Raw genomic sequence first — 17,391 nt, forward strand, 5'->3', positions numbered from 1 at the left:
AAACCGGATGTCCGGGGCAAGACCTTTGCCTACTTTGGGTCGTTTGCCAAAGTAGGTCGCCCGAGGGGGCGAAACACAGGGTCCGCGCACACGCCGAAGCGACGCTGAAAACCTTGGAGCAAAGCAGACACATCGCGGACAGAGTCCGCTCCTACGTGAACGGAAATGCCCGCGTAACCCTGTAGGAGCGAGCTTGCTCGCGAACAGCCGGCCAGGCCGGCGACGCAAGCGAGAACTCAGATCACCACGGCGCCGGCCCGCCAAACAACTGCCCCTGCACGCCCTGAATCCCCATCTCCTTCAACACTCGGAACTCTCCCGCCGTCTCCACGCGCTCGGCGATCAGCGGCAGGTCGATGCTGTGCGCCGCGCGCTGCATCGCCTCGATGAACAGGCGCTTGTCGTTCTCCTGGTCGATATGGCGGATATGGCTGCCATCGACCTTAAGGTACGCCAGCCCCAACCGCGCCAGGTTGCCGATCATGCTGAAGCGCCCGCCGAAGTGCTGCAGGCTCAGGCGATAACCCAGCTCGCCCAGGCGACGGGTCAGGGCTTCGAGCACCGCTTGCGCCGGCAACTGGTCTTCTTCCAGCTCCAGGGTCAGGCGCCCGGCGAACTGCGGGTGCTGCTTCAGCAGGTCGAATACGCGGGTGGTGGCCCATTCATCCCGCAGCAGCGCGGCGGACAGGTTCAATGCCAGCGGACGGTTGTGCCTGGCCATGTCGGCCAGCACGCTTTCCAGCATCAGCAGGTCCAGCCGCGCGGTCCAGCCGAAGCGGTCCAGCCAGGGCAGGAAGCGCCCGGCGGCTATGCTGCCGCCCTGCCCGTCGGGCAGGCGCGAGAGCACCTTGTAATGCAGCACCACCTGCGGGTCGGCGCAGGACACCACCGCCTGGAAGTGCAACTGGAAGCGCTTGTGCACCAGCGCCTCGTCCAGCAATTGATGCCAGCTGTGGCGCTCCTCGGCGACCGGCTTGGCGCCACCCTGGAGGAAGGCCCAGCAACTGTCATTCTGCCGCTCGGCCTGCACCAGCGCCTCGTCCGCGCGCTGCAGCAGCGCCTGGGCCGACTCGCCGGAAACGAAAGGCACCAGCCCCAGACAGGCAACCGGGCTAACGTCGCTGGCACCGGTGGTGACCAGCGCGGCGAGCATGCCCTCCAGACGCATTGCCAGGGCCGGTGCGTCCTCGGGCATCAGCCCCGGCGCCAGCATCACGAACTCGCCGCCACGGCTGCGGGCCAGGGTCAGGCCGGCACCCAGGCCCTGCCCGGCCAGGCGCAGCTGGTCGGCCACCGCCTTGAGCAACTGGTCGACGCGCTGGCCGCCCAGGCGCTGGTTCAGCCCGGCGAGGTCGTTGACCCGCAGCACCAGCAGCACGCCGCTGCTGACCTGGTCCTCGGCGCTCAGGCGGTTGTTCAATTGCATGTCGAAGAAGCGCCGGTTGCCCAGCCCGGTGAGGCTGTCCTGGTAGGCCTCGTCGCGCAGGCGTTCGCTGCGCTGGGCCTGTTCCTGGAACAGCGCCTTGAGCTTCTCCACCATCTGGTTCATCGCCTGCACCACACGGCGCAGCTCGGGGGTGCGCGGCAGCTCGGGCAGGCTGAGGAACTCGCGGCGGGCGATGGCGTGGGACTGCGCCACCATGTAGTCCAGCGGCTTGAGCTGGCGGCGCAGCAGGATGGCCCCGAGCACGGCGCTGGCAATCCCGCACAGCACCAGCCAGAGCAGGCTGCCCAGGGTGCTCTGCCAGAGCTTGGCGATGGCGAACATCGGGTGACTGAGCACCTCGACGCGCGCAGCCTGGGTCCAGCCGCGGCTGACGATGGCGTCGCCTCCGGCCGAATGCAGGTCGATCAGCGCGATGAACCACTGCGGCACCTTCGCCGCCACCGCGTCGGGCACCCCGGTGCGCTCCACCATCACCTTGCCGGTGGCCAGGTCGATCACCCGGATGCTCTCGTAGTAGCCGCTGTCGAAGATCGAACTGACCATCAGCTCGACCATCGCCGGGTCGTCGATGTTCGGCGTCAGCGACAGGCCCAGTGCGGTGGCCGCGTCCTGGGCGTGGGAGCGCAGCTGGTTGCCGTACTGCTCGCGCGAGCTTTCCAGCCCGACCATGAAGCTGCCGCTGAAGGCGACCACCAGGAACAGGCAGATGGCGATCAACAACTGTTTGAACAGGGACATCGTGTCTCCAGGCTCCCCCCGTGGGAGCTATTCGTTCTGCGGCTATTCATCGAAGGCTATTCATCCAGGGGGAAGCCTTCGGCCTTCATCTTCTTCAGCAGGTCCTGCCAGCGCGACAGGCGCTTGCTGTCGCCCACCTGCTTGCCGCCGCCCCCGCCATTGCCGGCGAGCCACAGGCCCTCGCCATTGAATGCGTAGACCGGCTGCAGGTCGCTGCGCTGGCTGGCCGGCAGGATGCTGCCGATCAGGTTGTCCAGCACCAGCGGCACGGCGTCGGGCCGTGAATAATACGTGAGCACCATGTGCGCCTGGTTCAGCCGCAGCGCCTTGACGTAGGTGATGCGCAGCTTCTGCGCCGGCACGCCCAGATGCCGCAGGCTGATGTACTTGGCGATGGCGAAATCCTCGCAATCGCCGGCACCCTTGAGCAAGGCCTCCACCGGCGTGGCCCAATAGTCCACTTCGTGCCAGAGGCTCAGGTCATCGGTGAAGCGCAGCTGGTCGTTGAAGAAGCGATTGACCGCCTGCAGCTGATCGCGCTCGCTGGCGGCGGTCTGTTGCGCGAGCAGCTTCTGCCAGGCATCGATGCGCAGCTGGCCTTCGCCCAGCGGCCCGTAGAGGCGCGTGGATTGCTGGCTGATCAGCCTGAAGTCCCACTCGGCCTGCTGCGCCCCCGCCAGGGCGCCGAGCGAAGCCACCAGCACCAGGGCCAAAGGCCCCGGCCAGCAACGACGCAGCATCCTGGTACAACGGCTGAGCATGATCGCGACGACTCGACTGCGAGCGCCGGCAACCAGCTGCGGGCGCAGGGTTGGCATGGTGCAGACTGGCGCCGGAAAAAACAATGGCACAATGCAATCACTGCATTGTGCCATTCAGGGAGACGCGGCCTGGAGGGGAGCGGCCGCGCGCGATGGGAACCGATCAGCTCTTCTGCGGCGGCGTGACGATGTCGAACCAGAAGTTGAAGTCTTCCAGCATGCCGAACAGCTTGGCCAGCAGCAGCGGGTTGCCCGAGCTCTTGAGCTTGCCCTCGAAGACCAGACGCACCGGCGAAACCTGCTTGAGCATCAGGCGGTTGAGGTCGGCGCGGTCGATGGTCACGGTCTGCCCGGCGTTCTCGCTCTGCACGCCCTTGATGTTGTTCAGGTGCGAGTTCTTCAGCTCCAGCAGGTACTGCTCGTTCTTGTCCGGCAGCACCAGGTTGATGGCGAAGTCCTCACCCTCGGCCTTCTCCGCATTCAGGCGCACGCCCAGGTAGTCGAACAGCAGGCCGGTATCCATCGCCGCCAGCGCATCGGGGCTGCCCGATTTCATCGCCGGCAGGTCCTTGGGCAGGCCATTGCGCAATTCCTGCGCGGCGGTGAGGTAGCTGTTGCGCCAGCCGGCGTTCTCCGCCTGATAGCCCAGCTGCTCCAGGGCGTCGGCCTGCAGGTTGCGCGCGGCCTGGTTGCCCGGGTCGGCGAAGACCAGCTTGTTGACCACCTCCACCACCCAGCGGTACTCGCCCTTGTCGAAGGACGCCTTGGCCATCTGCAGCAGGTGATCGGCGCCGCCCATGAACTCGACGTACTTCACCGCCGAATCCTCCGGCGCCAGCGGATTCAGCGTCGCCGGGTTGCTGTCGTAGTAGCCCAGGTACTTGTTCACCACCGCGCGCACGTTGTGGCTGACGCTGCCGTGGTAGCCACGGTTGAACCACTCGTTGGCCAGCTCCGGCGGCACTTTCAGGCGCTCGTGGATCTGGTTGATGGTCACTCCGTTGTTGGCTAGGTGCAGGGTCTGGTCGTTCAGGTAGCCATACATGTCACGCTGCTTTTCCAGGGTGCGGACGATGTCCTCGTGCCCCCAGCGCGGCCAGTTGTGCACGGCGAACATCACTTCGGCCTTTTCGCCGAACTGGTGCAGCGCCTCGTTGATGTACTTGCTCCAGCCCAGCGGGTCACGGGTCTCGGCGCCGCGCAGGGTGTAGAGGTTGTGCAGGGTGGCGGTGACGTTCTCGGCCATCAGCAGCGCTTTGTGCTGCGGCAGCCAGACGTTCATCTCCGCCGGCGATTCGGTGCCCGGGGTGTTCTGGAAGGTGACGGGCACGCCATCGATGTCCATCTCCACCAGTGGCCCATCGACGGTCCTGGTCGGCGCGATGAGGCTCATCGGGCCCTTGGCGACGGTCTTGCCGATGGCCATGTCGACGTGGCCCTCCGGCCCCTGCGGCAACAGGGTGCCGTACTGGTAGGTGGCGCGGCGCAGCATGGCGTTGCCGGCCAGCACGTTCTCCTTGATCGCCGCCTCCATGAAGCCCTTGGGCGCGATGATCTGCACCTCGCCCTTGTCCACCTGCTCCTGGCTCACCAGCCCCTTCACCCCGCCGAAGTGGTCGATGTGGGCGTGGCTGTAGATGACCGCGCGGATCGGCTTCTGCCCCAGCTCCTGGCTCACCAGCGCGTATGCCGCCTTGGCGGTCGCCGGGGTGGTCAGGGTGTCGATGACGATCCAGCCGGTCCTGCCTTCGATGAAGGTGATGTTGGCCAGGTCGAATCCGCGCACCTGGTAGATGCCATCGGTGACCTTGAACAGGCCGTAGCTCAGGTTCAGCTGCGCCTGGCGCATCAGGCTCGGGTTGACGCTGGCGACGTCCTGCGCCGCCTTGAGGAAGTCATAGCCGCCCAGCTGCCAGGCGACCGTGCCGTCCTCGTTCTTGATCACGAGGTTCTCGGGGCGCTTGATCAGGCCCTTCTCCACCCGCTCGAAGTCGGCGCGGTCACTGAAGGGCAGCGACTGGCGCACCTGCTCCTGGGCAGCCTGGGTAAAGGGGGTCGGCGGCTTGGGCTGTTCGGCGGCGAGCAGCAGGCCGGGGCAGAGGCTGGCGAGCAGCACGGCAGCGGAAAGACGGGACATCGGAGAGCTCCGGTACTTGTTGTTGTGCTCGCACTATGCCGACCGCTGCGCTAATAATTCCAATGCATTCCAATTTCACAATCGATGCAGGAAGCGCATGAGCGATCTTCGCCAGCTCCGCCATTTCGTCGCCCTCGCCGAGCACGGCCACTTCGCCCGCGCCGCCGATGCGGTGAACCTGAGTCAGCCCGCCCTGTCGCGGAGCATCCAGGCGCTTGAAGGCCAGTTGAACTGCCAACTGGTGGACCGCAACCCGCGCGGCGTCACCCTCACCGCCCATGGCCGACTGGTGCTGGAACACGCGCGCCGCCTGCTGGCCGGCGACCACGCGCTGAGGAACGCGGTGCTGCAACTGGCCGACCTGGAAACCGGTGAGCTGCGCCTGGGCGCCGGGCCCTTCCCTGGCGCGCGGCTGATGCCGCAGGTGCTGGCGCGCTACTGCAGCGCGCACCCGAAGGTATCGGTCCTGCTCTCCATCGAGAACTGGAGCGAACTGCACCAGCGCCTGCTGGACGACGAGCTGGAACTGTTCATCGCCGACTACCGCGAACTCGAAGGCGATAGCCGCCTCGACATCCTGCCGCTGCGGGTGCATCGGAGCGTACTGTTCTGCCGGCCGGAGCATCCGCTGATCGGCAGCGTCCCGTCGGTGGAGCGCGTGCTCGACTATCCGCTGGCCGGCCCGCGCCTGCCGCGCGATGCCTACGAGGGGATGGTGCGCACGCTCGGCCGCGAGCAGCCGCTGAGCGTGCAATGCGATGACGTGCTGATGCTCAAGGAGTTGGTCAAGGGCAGCGACGTGCTCTGCCTGGCGACGTGGGACGTGGTGGCCGCCGATGTGCAGGCCGGCAGTCTGGCCGTGCTGCCCTGGCCCCGGAGCAGCGACGCGGCAGGACGCGGCTCCGCCTACGCGCTGGTGCGCCATGCCAGCCGCAGCCTGTCGCCCGCGGCCAGCCAGTTCGTGGAGATGCTGTTGGAGGAGGACGCGGCGTTCAACGCCGCGTCGTGAACGCTCTTCGCAGGATGGCGTGGAGCGAAGCGATACCCATCAGGACCACAGATCAACGGCGCCAACCCTGGTACGGACCACCGTAATAGGCCGGCGGCGGCGCCGGGCGGTAGTAGTGCGGCCGGTCATGCCAACCGCCACGGTCGTGGTCATGCTCGTAGACCACACAGCCGGTCAGCGGAAGGATCATCAGTACAGCAGCGAAGAAACGACGCATGGCGCCTCCATCAGGCGAGCCGGCCGCCCCGCGGGGATGCGGGGCGTACATTCTTCCGGTCTCACAGGATCAGACATGTCTGTCAGAAGGCGGTGCCGCGGCGAAAGGTAAAGCTTGGGTAAATCAGCCGTTCAAGGTTTCCAGGCGACGAAGCTTGCGGCTCTGCAGATGCAGCACGCCGAACAGCAGCACCTGCAGCTGTTCCAGCCAGGAACGCTGGCGCGCCAGCAACAGCACCTCGCCCGCGTGCACCACCAGCAGGATCGCGGAAAGCCCCAGCAGCGGGCGATACAGCTCGCCGAACGGGTAGATCAGGTTGAGCACGGCGGCGACCCAGAACAGGGATAGCGCGCCCTTGGCGAAGCTCAGCAACTCGGACATGGCGAAGGACTCCTCAAAATGAAGGTCGTTGCAGTCTGCCGCCCGGCGCGCCCTGCCCGCTCCTGCCTTTCGACTGGCCGCGCGCACCAGGATGCGGCATGGCGCTTCATTTGAGGGCAGGCAACCGTCCCGGCTTGCACCGAGATATCCGCCGCAACCCTTCTGTCCCGGTACTTTCGCCAACTTGGCACGCCGCTCGCTTTGTCTGCGCTGTGCAGGAACGATCCGAAGCATTCGGACAGCGGCACCACAATCCGACAATGGATGACTAGGGTTCCGGCTCGCGCAGCGAGTGACTGGTCCGAGAGTCATCGACCTCCAGCGAGGTTACACGGCGGGACAAAAGCCCGGGAGACGAGAGCGACAAGTGCCGCCCGACTCCTGCCTGCCCGCCAATCGACTGGAGATGCTCCATGCGCAAGCCCCTTCTGACCGCCCTGTTCGCCGCCGGTCTCGCCGCGTTCAGCCTCAGCGCCTCCGCTGCCGAGAAGAACAGCTTCAACCTCTGCTGGACCATCTACGCCGGCTGGATGCCCTGGGAATACGCGGCCAGCCACGGCATCGTCGACAAATGGGCGAAGAAGTACGGCATCCAGATCAAGGTCACCCAGCTCAACGACTACATCGAGTCGATCAACCAGTACACCGCAGGCACCTTCGATGGCTGCACCATGACCAACATGGACGCCCTGACCATCCCCGCCGCCGGCGGCGTCGACTCCACCGCGCTGATCGTCAGCGACTTTTCCAACGGCAACGACGGCATCGTCATCAAGGGCGAAGGCAAGACCCTGGCCGACCTCAAGGGCATGAACGTCAACCTGGTGGAGCTTTCCGTCTCCCACTACCTGCTCGCCCGCGCCCTGGAAAACGCCCGCCTCACCGAGAAGGACGTGAAGACGGTGAATACCTCCGACGCTGACATCGCTGCCGCCTTCAATACCGACGACGTACAGGCCGTGACCACCTGGAACCCGATGCTCGCCGAGGCCCGCGCCAAGCCGGGCACCACCGAGGTATTCAACTCCAGCCAGGTCCCCGGCGAGATCATGGACATGATGGTGGTCAACAGTGCGGTCCTGAAGGACAACCCCGCGCTGGGCAAGGCGCTGACCGGCGCCTGGTTCGAAACCGTGGCGCTGATGCAGGGCGAGAGCGCCGAGACCCGCGCCGCGCTGGAGCACATGGCCAAGGCCTCGGGCACCGATCTGGCCGGTTACCAGAGCCAGCTCGCCACCACCAAGTTGTTCGCCACGCCCAAGGAAGCCCTGGCCTTCGCCACCAGCCCGAAACTGCCGGCCACCATGGACAAGGTCGCGGCCTTCTCCTTCGCCCACGGCCTGCTCGGCGAGGGCGCGAAAAGCGCCGAGGCGGTCGGCATGAGCTTCGCCGGCGGCCTCACCACCGGTGACGCGCAGAACCTCAAGCTGCGCTTCGACCCGACGTACGTGCAGATGGCGGCGGACGGCAAGCTCTGACTTCCGCACCGTTCCCCCTCGTAGGGCGAATAACCGCTTGCGGTTATCCGCCGTCCGGACGCCACGGCGGATAACGCGTTCCGCGTTATGCGCCCTACGAATCTTGTAGGAGCGAGCTTGCTCGCGAACCGCATGACACCTGGGGTGCCAAGCGGAACTCCGTTCGCGAGCAAGCTCGCTCCTACAGAAAACCCCTCCCCCGACAGACAGGTACGAAACATGCGCCTGATCAACCGAACCCCCGACCGCAGCGGCCGCCTGTTCCTGGTGCTGCTGCCCTTCGCCCTGCTGCTGTTCGCCTACTTCGCAGACTCGACGTCGCGGCTGGCCGAGAACCCCAACGACAAGCTGCTGCCCAGCGCCGCGCAGATGGCCGACGCGGTGAACCGCCTGGCCTTCAGTGAAGACAAGCGCACCGGCGAAGTGCTGTTCTGGCAGGATACCGGCGCCAGCCTGCAACGCCTGGCCGTGGGGCTTTCCATCGCCGCCCTGCTCGGCCTGGTGCTGGGCATTGCCGCCGGCAGCGTGCCGCTGTTCGGCGCACCGCTCTCGCCCTTGCTCACCGTGCTGTCGATGATCCCGCCCCTGGCGATCCTGCCGGTGCTGTTCATCGTCTTCGGCCTCGGCGAGCTGTCCAAGGTGGTGCTGATCGTCATCGGCGTCGCCCCCTGCATCGCCCGCGACATCGAACAGCGCGCCCGGGAAATCCCCCGCGAGCTGCTGATCAAGGCGCAGACCCTGGGCGCCAGCACCTGGACGCTGGTCCTGCGCGTGGTGCTGCCGCAACTGATGCCGCGCCTGCTGATCTCCCTGCGCCTGATGCTCGGATCGGCCTGGCTGTTCCTCATCGCCGCCGAGGCCATCGCCTCTACCGACGGCCTGGGCTACCGCATCTTCCTGGTACGCCGCTACCTCGCCATGGACGTGATCCTGCCCTACGTGGTGTGGATCACCGCACTGGCCTGGCTGATGGACTGGGCGCTGCGCGCGCTCACCCGGCGCGCCTTCCCCTGGTACGAAGGAGGCAAGGCATGAGCTTCATCCAGGTGAAGAACGTCTGGCAGGAATACGACGGCAACGTGGTGCTCGAACGCCTGAACCTCGAGGTGAAGGAAGGCGAGTTCTGCACCCTGGTCGGTGCCTCCGGCTGCGGCAAGTCCACCTTCCTGCGCCTGCTGCTGGGCCAGGAGCGCCCCAGCCGCGGAGAACTGCTGCTCGAAGGCCAGCCGCTGGCCGCCGAGCCCGACCCGAGCCGTGGCGTGGTGTTCCAGCGCTACTCGGTGTTCCCGCATCTCTCCGTGCTCGACAACGTCGCCCTCGGCCTGGAACTGCCGCGCGCGCCGAACAGCCGGCCAAGCGCGAGGCCCGCGAGCAGGCCGCAGAACTGCTCAAGCGCGTCGGCCTCGGTCATGCGCTGCAGCAGCACCCGAGCGCCCTCTCCGGCGGCATGCAGCAACGCCTGGCGATTGCCCAGGCGCTGGTGATGAAGCCGCGCGTGCTGCTCCTCGACGAACCCTTCGGCGCGCTGGATCCGGGCATCCGCAAGGACATGCACGCGCTGCTGCTGGAACTGTGGCTGGAAACCCGGCTCACCGTGTTCATGGTCACCCACGACCTCGCCGAGGGCTTCAGCCTGGGCACCCGCCTGCTGGTCTTCGACAAGGTCCGCCACGACCCGCAGGCGCCCAGCGCCTACGGCGCCCGTATCACCTACGACATCCCGCTCAACGCCGACCGCAAGGCCGCCCGCGCCGCCCTGCCCGAACCGCTCGCCGCGCGCCTGGAAACGGCCGCGCCGCTGATCACACCGGCCTACTGAGGAATCCGACATGAATGACCTGCGCACCACGCTCTACGAAGAATCCGTCCCCGGCGGCGGCCACACCTCCTTCGTCCTCAAGCGCGGCCAGCTGCTGCGCCTGACCGACATCGAAGGCGGCGGCAACGTCAGCCTGCTGCTGTTCAATGCCGCCGAGAAAAGCGAACGGCTGAACCTGCCCGACAGCCTCAAGTGCCAGCACACCGCACGCCTGACCGCCGGCCACTGCCTGTACTCGGACATGGGCCGCGTGCTCGCCGCCATCACTGCCGACAGCTGCGGCTGGCACGACAGCTTCGGCGGCGTGCTGAACGCCGCCGAGGTGCAGGAGAAATATGGCGCGGGCCGCTACCAGGAACTGCGCAACGGCTTGCACCGCAACGGCGTGGACAACCTGCTGGTGGAAATGGGCAAGTGGGACATGCGCCTGCAGGACCTGCTGATGTGCCTGAACCTGTTCAGCCGCGTGGACGTCGACGCCGACGGCTGCTTCCGCTTCGTCCAGGGCAACTCGAAAGCCGGCGACTACGTCGAGCTGTACGCGCCAATGGACACCCTCGTCGTGCTCACCGCCCTGCAGCACCCGCTGGACCCGAACCCGCAGTACGCACCCAAGCCCATCGGCCTGACCTGGCAGCAGGTCGCCTCCGACGGCATCAGCGTGCTCTGCCGCACCTCGCGCGCGGAGAACGGCCGCGGCTTCCACAACACCGAACGCCAGTACCTGTAAGGAGCGCGAGCATGCCCATCGTCCCCAGCGACAAACACCCCGAAGCCTGCGTCTCGCGCACCCTGATCCCGGCCGGCGAGCCCAGCCTCACCGAACTCAAGGCCGGGCAGACCCTGCGCATCCTCGACCTGGAAGGCAACCAGGCGGTGGACACGCTGTTCTTCAGCGCCGCCAACCCACGCGAGCGCTACGACGTGCAACGCACCCTGCGCAAGCAGGGGCAGGTCTACCTCAGCGCCGGCAGCGTGCTCTGGTCCAACCTCGGCAACCCGATGCTGACCATCAGCGCCGACACCTGCGGCCGCCACGACACCCTCGGCGGCGCCTGCGCCCAGGAGAGCAACACCGTGCGCTACGCCCTGGACAAGCGCTACATGCACAGCTGCCGCGACAACTTCCTGCGCGCCAGCCTGCACGACGGCCGCCTGACCAAGGCCGACATCAGCCACAACGTCAACTTCTTCATGAACGTGCCGGTCACTGCCGAAGGTGGCCTGACCTTCGAGGACGGCATCTCCGGCGCAGGCAAGTACGTCGAGCTGCTGGCGCACATGGACGTCATCGTCCTGATCTCCAACTGCCCGCAGCTCAACAACCCCTGCAACGGCTGGAACCCGACCCCGGCGGAGCTTCTGGTATGGGACTGAAGCAGCCACAAGCGGCAAGCGGAAAGCTGCAAGCGTTGCGGCGCTGGCTGTACCTCCTGAGCCAGAGCCGGAGTGCCCAGTGCAGCCCGACGCTCAGCGGCTCCCCTTGTAGGAGCGAGCTTGCTCGCGAACAGATCTCGTCCGAGCACCGGAGCTAGGCCGGGTTCGCGAGCAAGCTCGCTCCTACGCAAAGCACGTCACGCCACGGACGACCCTGGCGCACACCGAATGACGGCGGGACGGCCCGCCACCCCATGGGGACGCCCTCATGTTCGACAAGCTCCTGATCGCCAACCGCGGCGCCATCGCCTGCCGCATCCTGCGCACCCTGCGTGAGCTGCACGTAGAGGGCGTGGCCGTCTACTCCGAAGCCGACGCCGCCAGCCTGCATATCCAGCAGGCCGCCCAGGCCGTCAGCCTCGGCGAAGGCCCGGCGTCCAGCACCTACCTGGTGGTGGAGAAGATCCTCCAGGCCGCGCGCGACAGCGGCGCCCAGGCAATCCACCCGGGCTACGGCTTCCTCTCCGAGAACGCCGCCTTCGCCGAAGCCTGCGAAGCCGCCGGCATCGCCTTCGTCGGCCCAACGCCGGAGCAGCTGCGCCTGTTCGGCCTCAAGCACACCGCCCGCGCGCTGGCCCGCGAACAGGGCGTGCCGATGCTCGAAGGCACCGACCTGCTGGAAGACCTCGATGCCGCCCTGCGTGCCGGCGAGCAGGTCGGTTACCCGGTGATGCTCAAGAGCACAGCCGGTGGAGGCGGTATCGGCATGCGCGTATGCCGCTCGGCAGACGAACTGCGCGACGCCTTCGACGCCGTGAAGCGCCTGGGCCAGAACAACTTCAGCGACTCCGGCGTGTTCATCGAGAAGTACATCCAGCGCGCCCGCCACCTCGAAGTGCAGGTATTCGGCGACGGCCAGGGCGAGGTGATCGCCCTCGGCGTCCGCGACTGTTCGGTGCAGCGGCGCAACCAGAAGGTGCTGGAGGAAACCCCGGCGCCCAACCTGCCCACCGGCATGGCCGAGGCCCTGTGCGCGGCGGCGATCCAGCTGGCGAAAGCGGTCAGCTACCGCAGCGCCGGCACCGTGGAATTCGTCTACGACAGCGAGGCGCAGCGCTTCTACTTCCTCGAAGTGAATACCCGCCTGCAGGTGGAGCACGGCGTCACCGAACAGGTCTGGGGCGTCGACCTGGTGCGCTGGATGATCGAACTGGCCGCCGGCGACCTGCCGCCCCTGGCCGAACTGGCCGCCACGCTGCAACCCAGCGGCCACGCCATCCAGGCGCGCCTCTACGCGGAAGACCCGGGCCGCGACTTCCAGCCCTGCCCCGGCCTGCTCACTGCCGTGCAGTTCCCGCCGGCGGACGGCAAGGCGCTGCGCATCGACACCTGGGTCGAAGCCGGCTGCGAGATTCCGCCGTACTTCGACCCGATGATCGCCAAGCTCATCGCCTGGGCGCCGACTCGCGAGCAGGCCAGCGCCGGGCTCGACCGCGCTCTCGGCGACAGCCAGCTCTACGGCGTGGAATGCAACCGCGACTACCTGCGGCAGATCCTCGCGGATGCGCCTTTCGCCAGCGGCGCGCCCTGGACCCGCTGCCTGGAAGGCCTGCGCTACCGCGCCCACACCGTCGAAGTGCTCGGCGCCGGCACCCAGACCAGCGTGCAGGACTACCCCGGCCGCCTCGGCTACTGGGCCGTGGGCGTTCCGCCGTCCGGGCCGATGGACGACCGCGCGCTGCGCCTGGGCAACGTCCTGCTGGGCAACCCCGAAGGCGCCGCCGCGCTGGAAATCACCATGAGCGGCCCGACCCTGCGCTTCAACACCAACGCGGTGATGGCGGTCACCGGCGCAGTGCTGTCGATCAGCCTGGATGGCGTCGAGCAGCCGATGGACACCTCGCTGTTCGTTCCTGCCGGTTCCACCCTCAGCCTCGGCACCGTCGGCGGCGCCGGCGCGCGCAGCTACCTGTGCCTGCGCGGTGGCCTGCAGGTGCCGGACTACCTGGGCAGCAAGAGCACCTTCACCCTCGGCCAGTTCGGCGGCCACGGCGGCCGCGCCCTGCGTGCCGGCGATGTGCTGCACCTGGCGGAACTGGCGGACGCCGACCACGGCGCCAGCCTGCCGCCCGACCTTCGAACCGACCTGCCAGCTGTACGGCAAATCCGCGTGATCTACGGCCCCCACGGCGCGCCGGAATATTTCACCCCGGCCTACATCGACACCTTCTTCGCCACCGACTGGGAAGTGCACTTCAACTCCAGCCGCACCGGCGTGCGCCTGATCGGCCCGAAGCCGGAGTGGGTACGCGATAGCGGCGGCGAGGCCGGCCTGCACCCCTCGAACATCCACGACAACCCCTACGCCATCGGCGCGGTGGACTTCACCGGCGACATGCCGGTGATCCTCGGCCCGGATGGTCCGAGCCTGGGCGGCTTCGTCTGCCCGGTGACGGTGATCGAGGCCGATCTCTGGCAGCTCGGCCAGCTCAAGGCCGGGGACAAGGTGCGGTTCCTTCCGGTGGACATTTCCACCGCCCGCGAGCTTGCAGCTTTTCGTAGGAGCGAGCTTGCTCGCGATCCGCATGTCACCGGAGCGCCAGGCGAAACTGCGTTCGCGAGCAAGCTCGCTCCTACAGATCAGCCCACCTCCAGAGCCGCCGGTTTCCCCTCTCCCCAAGGGAGAGGGGGCAACTCGGAGCTACTGGTAAGTACAGTGCTCGACCCCCGCGCGGACAGCCCCCTCTCCCGCTTGCGGGAGAGGGCGGGGGGAGAGGGCAGCCCGAGCGCCACGCTCACCTCCCCCATCGTCCTCGACCTCGGCCAGGATGACACCCGCCTGGTCGCCCGCCTCTCCGGCGACACCCACCTGCTGCTGGAAATCGGCCAGCCCGAGCTGGACCTCGTGCTGCGCTTTCGCGCCCACGCACTGATGCAGGCGCTGGAAGCGAAGGACCTCGCCGGCGTGATCGACCTCACCCCCGGCATCCGCTCGCTGCAGGTGCACTACCAGCCGGAAACCCTGCCGCTGCACAGCCTGCTGGAAACCGTCGCCGGCCTGTGGGACGCCGTCTGCGCGGCGCAGGACCTCAAGGTGCCGTCGCGCATCGTGCACCTGCCGCTGTCCTGGGACGACCCGGCCTGCCAGCTGGCCATCGAGAAGTACATGACCACCGTGCGCAAGGACGCGCCCTGGTGCCCGAGCAACCTGGAGTTCATCCGCCGCATCAACGAGCTGCCGGACCTGGAGGCGGTGTACCGCACCGTGTTCGAGGCCAGCTACCTGGTGATGGGCCTGGGCGACGTCTACCTCGGCGCGCCGGTGGCCACGCCGCTGGACCCGCGGCATCGCCTGGTCACCACCAAGTACAACCCGGCGCGCACCTGGACGGCGGAAAACTCCGTGGGCATCGGCGGCGCCTACATGTGCGTCTACGGCATGGAAGGCCCCGGCGGCTACCAGTTCGTCGGCCGCACCCTGCAGATGTGGAACCGCTACCGTGAGGTCGCGGCGTTCGACGGCAAGCCCTGGCTGCTGCGCTTCTTCGATCAGGTGCGGTTCTACCCGGTGTCCGCCGAGGAGCTGCTGCGCATCCGCCGCGACTTCCCGCTGGGCCGCTACCCGCTGCGCATCGAACACAGCGAGCTGCGCCTGGCCGACTACCAGCAGTTCCTCGCCGAGGAAGCCGAGAGCATCGCTGCCTTCCGCAACCACCAGCGCGCCGCCTTCGATGCCGAGCGCGAGCGCTGGATCGCCTCCGGCCAGGCGCACTTCGAGAGCGACGAAGCCGCCATCGACACCGGCGAGGACGCCCCGCTCGGCGCCGGCCAGCACGCCGTCGAAAGCCACATCGCCGGCAACCTCTGGCAGGTGCAGGTGGAAGCCGGCGCCAGCGTGAAGGCTGGCGACATCCTGGTGATCCTCGAATCCATGAAGATGGAAATCCCCCTCACCGCCCCGCGCGACGGCGTGGTGCGCGAGGTCCGCGTGCAGCCCGGCTCGCCGGTGCGGGCGGGGCAAAGGGTGGTGGTGATGGAGGAGGCTTGAGCTGACACCGCAGATGTTGCGAAGAGCCCCTCTCCCCAGCCCTCTCCCGCAAGCGGGAGAGGGAGCCGTTCGGAGCGGGAGGCAACTTCCGAGTCATCCTGAAAACTCATCGGTGGACCTCGCGCCGGACTGCTCTTCCCTCACTCCCTTCAGGGAGAGGACCGTCCGAAGCGGGGAGAACATTCGATTCATCCTGCAACCACGGCCTGTCCGTGGTTTGAACCCGACACCGCGCCGGACCGCCCTTCTCCCTCTCCCTTCAGGGAGAGGGCCGTCCGAAGCGGGGAGAACATTCGATTCATCCTGCAACCACGGCCCAGCCAGTGGATTGAAACCGACACCGCGCCGGACCGCCCTTCTCCCTCTCCCTTCAGGGAGAGGGCCGCCGAAGCGGGGAGAACATTCGATTCATCCTGAAACCACGGCCCAGCCAGTGGTTTGAACCCGACACCGCGCCGGACCGCTCTTCCCCCTCTCCCTTCAGGGAGAGGGCCGGGGAGAGGGTCTGCGCCCAGCACAGGAATCCCGACCATGCCCACCACCTTCGACCTCCGCCTCGCCACCCTGCGCGCCGCCTACCGCGAAGGCCGCGCCACGCCGCGCCAGCTGATCGCCGAGCTGCGCGACAAGGCCGCCGCGCTGAACCCGGACTACCACCTGTTCATCCACCTGCTGACGCTGGACGAGCTGGAACCCTACCTTGCCGCGCTGGACGACAAGTCGCCGGACAGCCTGCCGCTCTACGGCATCCCGTTTGCCATCAAGGACAACATCGACCTCGCCGGCATCCCCACCACCGCCGCCTGCCCGGCCTTCGCCTACACAGCGGAAACATCCGCGACGCTTGTGCAGCAGCTGATCGACCTGGGCGCCATCCCCCTGGGCAAGACCAACCTCGACCAGTTCGCCACCGGCCTCAACGGCACCCGCTCGCCCTACGGCGAATGCCGCAACAGCGTGCTGCCGGATTATCCGTCGGGCGGTTCCAGCGCCGGCTCCTCGCTGGCCGTGGCGCTGGGCGTGGCGAGCTTCGCCCTGGGCACCGACACAGCAGGCTCCGGCCGCGTGCCGGCGGCGCTCAACGGCCTGCTTGGGCTCAAGCCGAGCAAGGGTCTGCTGTCCAACCAAGGTTTGGTGCCGGCCTGCCGCACGCTGGACTGCATCACCTACTTCACCGCCAGCGCCGCCGAGGCCAGCGAGCTGCTGGGTCTGACCGCCCGCCTCGATCCGCAGGACGGCTACAGCCGCGCCAATCCCGCCTGGAACGAAGCCAGTGCCTTCGGCGCGCCCAAGCCCTTCCGTTTCGGCGTGCCCCGCGCCGACCAGCTGGAATTCTTCGGCTGCCACGAAGGCCCGGTGCTGTTCACCGACGCCATCGACCAGCTCAAGGCGCTGGGCGGCGAGGCGCATGAGATCGACTTCGCGCCCTTCCTCGAAGCCGCGCGCCTGCTCTACGAGGGGCCGTGGGTGGCAGAGCGCTACAGCGTGGCGGGCGAGCTGATCGAACGCGACCCGCAAGCCGTGCTGCCGGTAATCCGCGACGTGCTGGCGAAGGCGCCCGGCGCAACTGCCGTACAAACCTTCCGCGCACAATACCGGCTGCAGGAACTCAAGGCGCAGTGCGACGCGATCCTCGCCGACCTCGACTGCGTGCTGACGCCCACCATCGGCCGCCCGGTGACGCTGGACGAGCTGCACGCCGAACCGGTGAAGCGCAATTCCGAGCTGGGCTACTACACCAACTTCATGAACCTGCTGGACTATGCCGCCGTCGCCGTGCCCAGCGCCCTCATGGACAACGGCCTGCCGTGGGGCGTGACGCTGTTCGGCCGTGCCTTCACCGACCAGTACCTGCTCGGCGTGGCCGACGCCCTGCAGCGCCGGCACAACCTGCCGCTCACCGGCGGCAACGCCATCGCGCCGGCGTCCTCGGCCAATGCCGCACGCAACGACCGCGCGCGCCTGGTGGTGTGCGGCAT

12 protein-coding genes, 1 pseudogene and 1 riboswitch are annotated in these 17,391 nt (G+C 67.5%); of the genes and pseudogenes, 8 read left to right on the top strand and 5 right to left on the bottom strand.

Going from position 1 to position 17,391, the window contains the following annotated elements:
* Positions 1-241: 241 nt before the first annotated feature.
* The 3 genes from lapD to ACCC94_RS18610 all read right to left on the bottom strand — a co-directional run bounded on the left by lapD (position 242) and on the right by ACCC94_RS18610 (position 5,083).
* Positions 242-2,185, bottom strand: coding sequence for a cyclic di-GMP receptor LapD (gene lapD, locus ACCC94_RS18600; protein ID WP_413350978.1), 1,944 nt, complete (start codon positions 2,183-2,185; stop codon positions 242-244).
* Between the two features lie 56 nt (positions 2,186-2,241).
* Positions 2,242-2,946, bottom strand: coding sequence for a cysteine protease LapG (gene lapG / locus ACCC94_RS18605; protein WP_413350992.1), 705 nt, complete (start codon positions 2,944-2,946; stop codon positions 2,242-2,244).
* A gap of 163 nt (positions 2,947-3,109) precedes the next feature.
* Entirely contained in the window at positions 3,110-5,083 is a 1,974-nt protein-coding gene (locus tag ACCC94_RS18610; RefSeq protein WP_413350979.1) for an alkyl/aryl-sulfatase, read from the bottom strand.
* A gap of 97 nt (positions 5,084-5,180) precedes the next feature.
* Between ACCC94_RS18610 and ACCC94_RS18615 the strand changes: the two genes are divergently transcribed.
* Complete coding sequence (locus ACCC94_RS18615; protein ID WP_413350980.1) at positions 5,181-6,092, top strand: LysR family transcriptional regulator; 912 nt, start codon at positions 5,181-5,183, stop codon at positions 6,090-6,092.
* A gap of 52 nt (positions 6,093-6,144) precedes the next feature.
* Here the strand turns inward: ACCC94_RS18615 and ACCC94_RS18620 are convergent, their stop codons facing one another.
* The gene (locus tag ACCC94_RS18620; protein ID WP_167523272.1) at positions 6,145-6,309 is read right to left on the bottom strand and encodes a hypothetical protein; all 165 of its coding nucleotides are present in this window, start codon (positions 6,307-6,309) and stop codon (positions 6,145-6,147) included.
* Between the two features lie 123 nt (positions 6,310-6,432).
* Entirely contained in the window at positions 6,433-6,690 is a 258-nt protein-coding gene (locus ACCC94_RS18625) for a DUF1145 domain-containing protein (RefSeq protein WP_413350981.1), read from the bottom strand.
* Between the two features lie 257 nt (positions 6,691-6,947).
* Positions 6,948-7,046: riboswitch (guanidine-I (ykkC/yxkD leader) on the top strand.
* A 57-nt stretch (positions 7,047-7,103) separates the two neighbouring features.
* Between ACCC94_RS18625 and ACCC94_RS18630 the strand changes: the two genes are divergently transcribed.
* The 7 genes and pseudogenes from ACCC94_RS18630 to atzF all read left to right on the top strand — a co-directional run.
* Positions 7,104-8,168: a putative urea ABC transporter substrate-binding protein gene (locus tag ACCC94_RS18630; protein WP_413350983.1), complete on the top strand. Its 1,065-nt coding sequence runs from the start codon at positions 7,104-7,106 to the stop codon at positions 8,166-8,168.
* Positions 8,169-8,387: 219 nt separating this feature from the next.
* Entirely contained in the window at positions 8,388-9,203 is an 816-nt protein-coding gene (locus tag ACCC94_RS18635) for an ABC transporter permease (protein ID WP_413350985.1), read from the top strand.
* A pseudogene (locus tag ACCC94_RS18640) lies at positions 9,200-9,987 on the top strand (ABC transporter ATP-binding protein). Before ACCC94_RS18635 ends, ACCC94_RS18640 begins: the two are co-directional and overlap by 4 nt.
* Positions 9,988-9,997: 10 nt before the next feature.
* Positions 9,998-10,717, top strand: coding sequence for an urea amidolyase associated protein UAAP1 (locus ACCC94_RS18645; protein ID WP_413350987.1), 720 nt, complete (start codon positions 9,998-10,000; stop codon positions 10,715-10,717).
* Between the two features lie 11 nt (positions 10,718-10,728).
* Positions 10,729-11,364, top strand: a complete 636-nt coding sequence (locus ACCC94_RS18650) for an urea amidolyase associated protein UAAP2 (protein ID WP_413350988.1) — start codon at positions 10,729-10,731, stop codon at positions 11,362-11,364.
* A 268-nt stretch (positions 11,365-11,632) separates the two neighbouring features.
* Positions 11,633-15,412 (top strand): 5-oxoprolinase/urea amidolyase family protein, encoded by a 3,780-nt coding sequence (locus ACCC94_RS18655; protein WP_413350990.1) that lies wholly within the window; start codon positions 11,633-11,635, stop codon positions 15,410-15,412.
* Between the two features lie 531 nt (positions 15,413-15,943).
* Positions 15,944-17,391 (top strand): allophanate hydrolase (gene atzF / locus ACCC94_RS18660; RefSeq protein ID WP_413350991.1); only part of this gene is annotated, 1,448 nt, incomplete at its 3' end.

The sequence above is a fragment of the Pseudomonas sp. Pseusp97 genome, assembly GCF_047304025.1.
Classification (GTDB): Bacteria; Pseudomonadota; Gammaproteobacteria; order Pseudomonadales; family Pseudomonadaceae; genus Pseudomonas.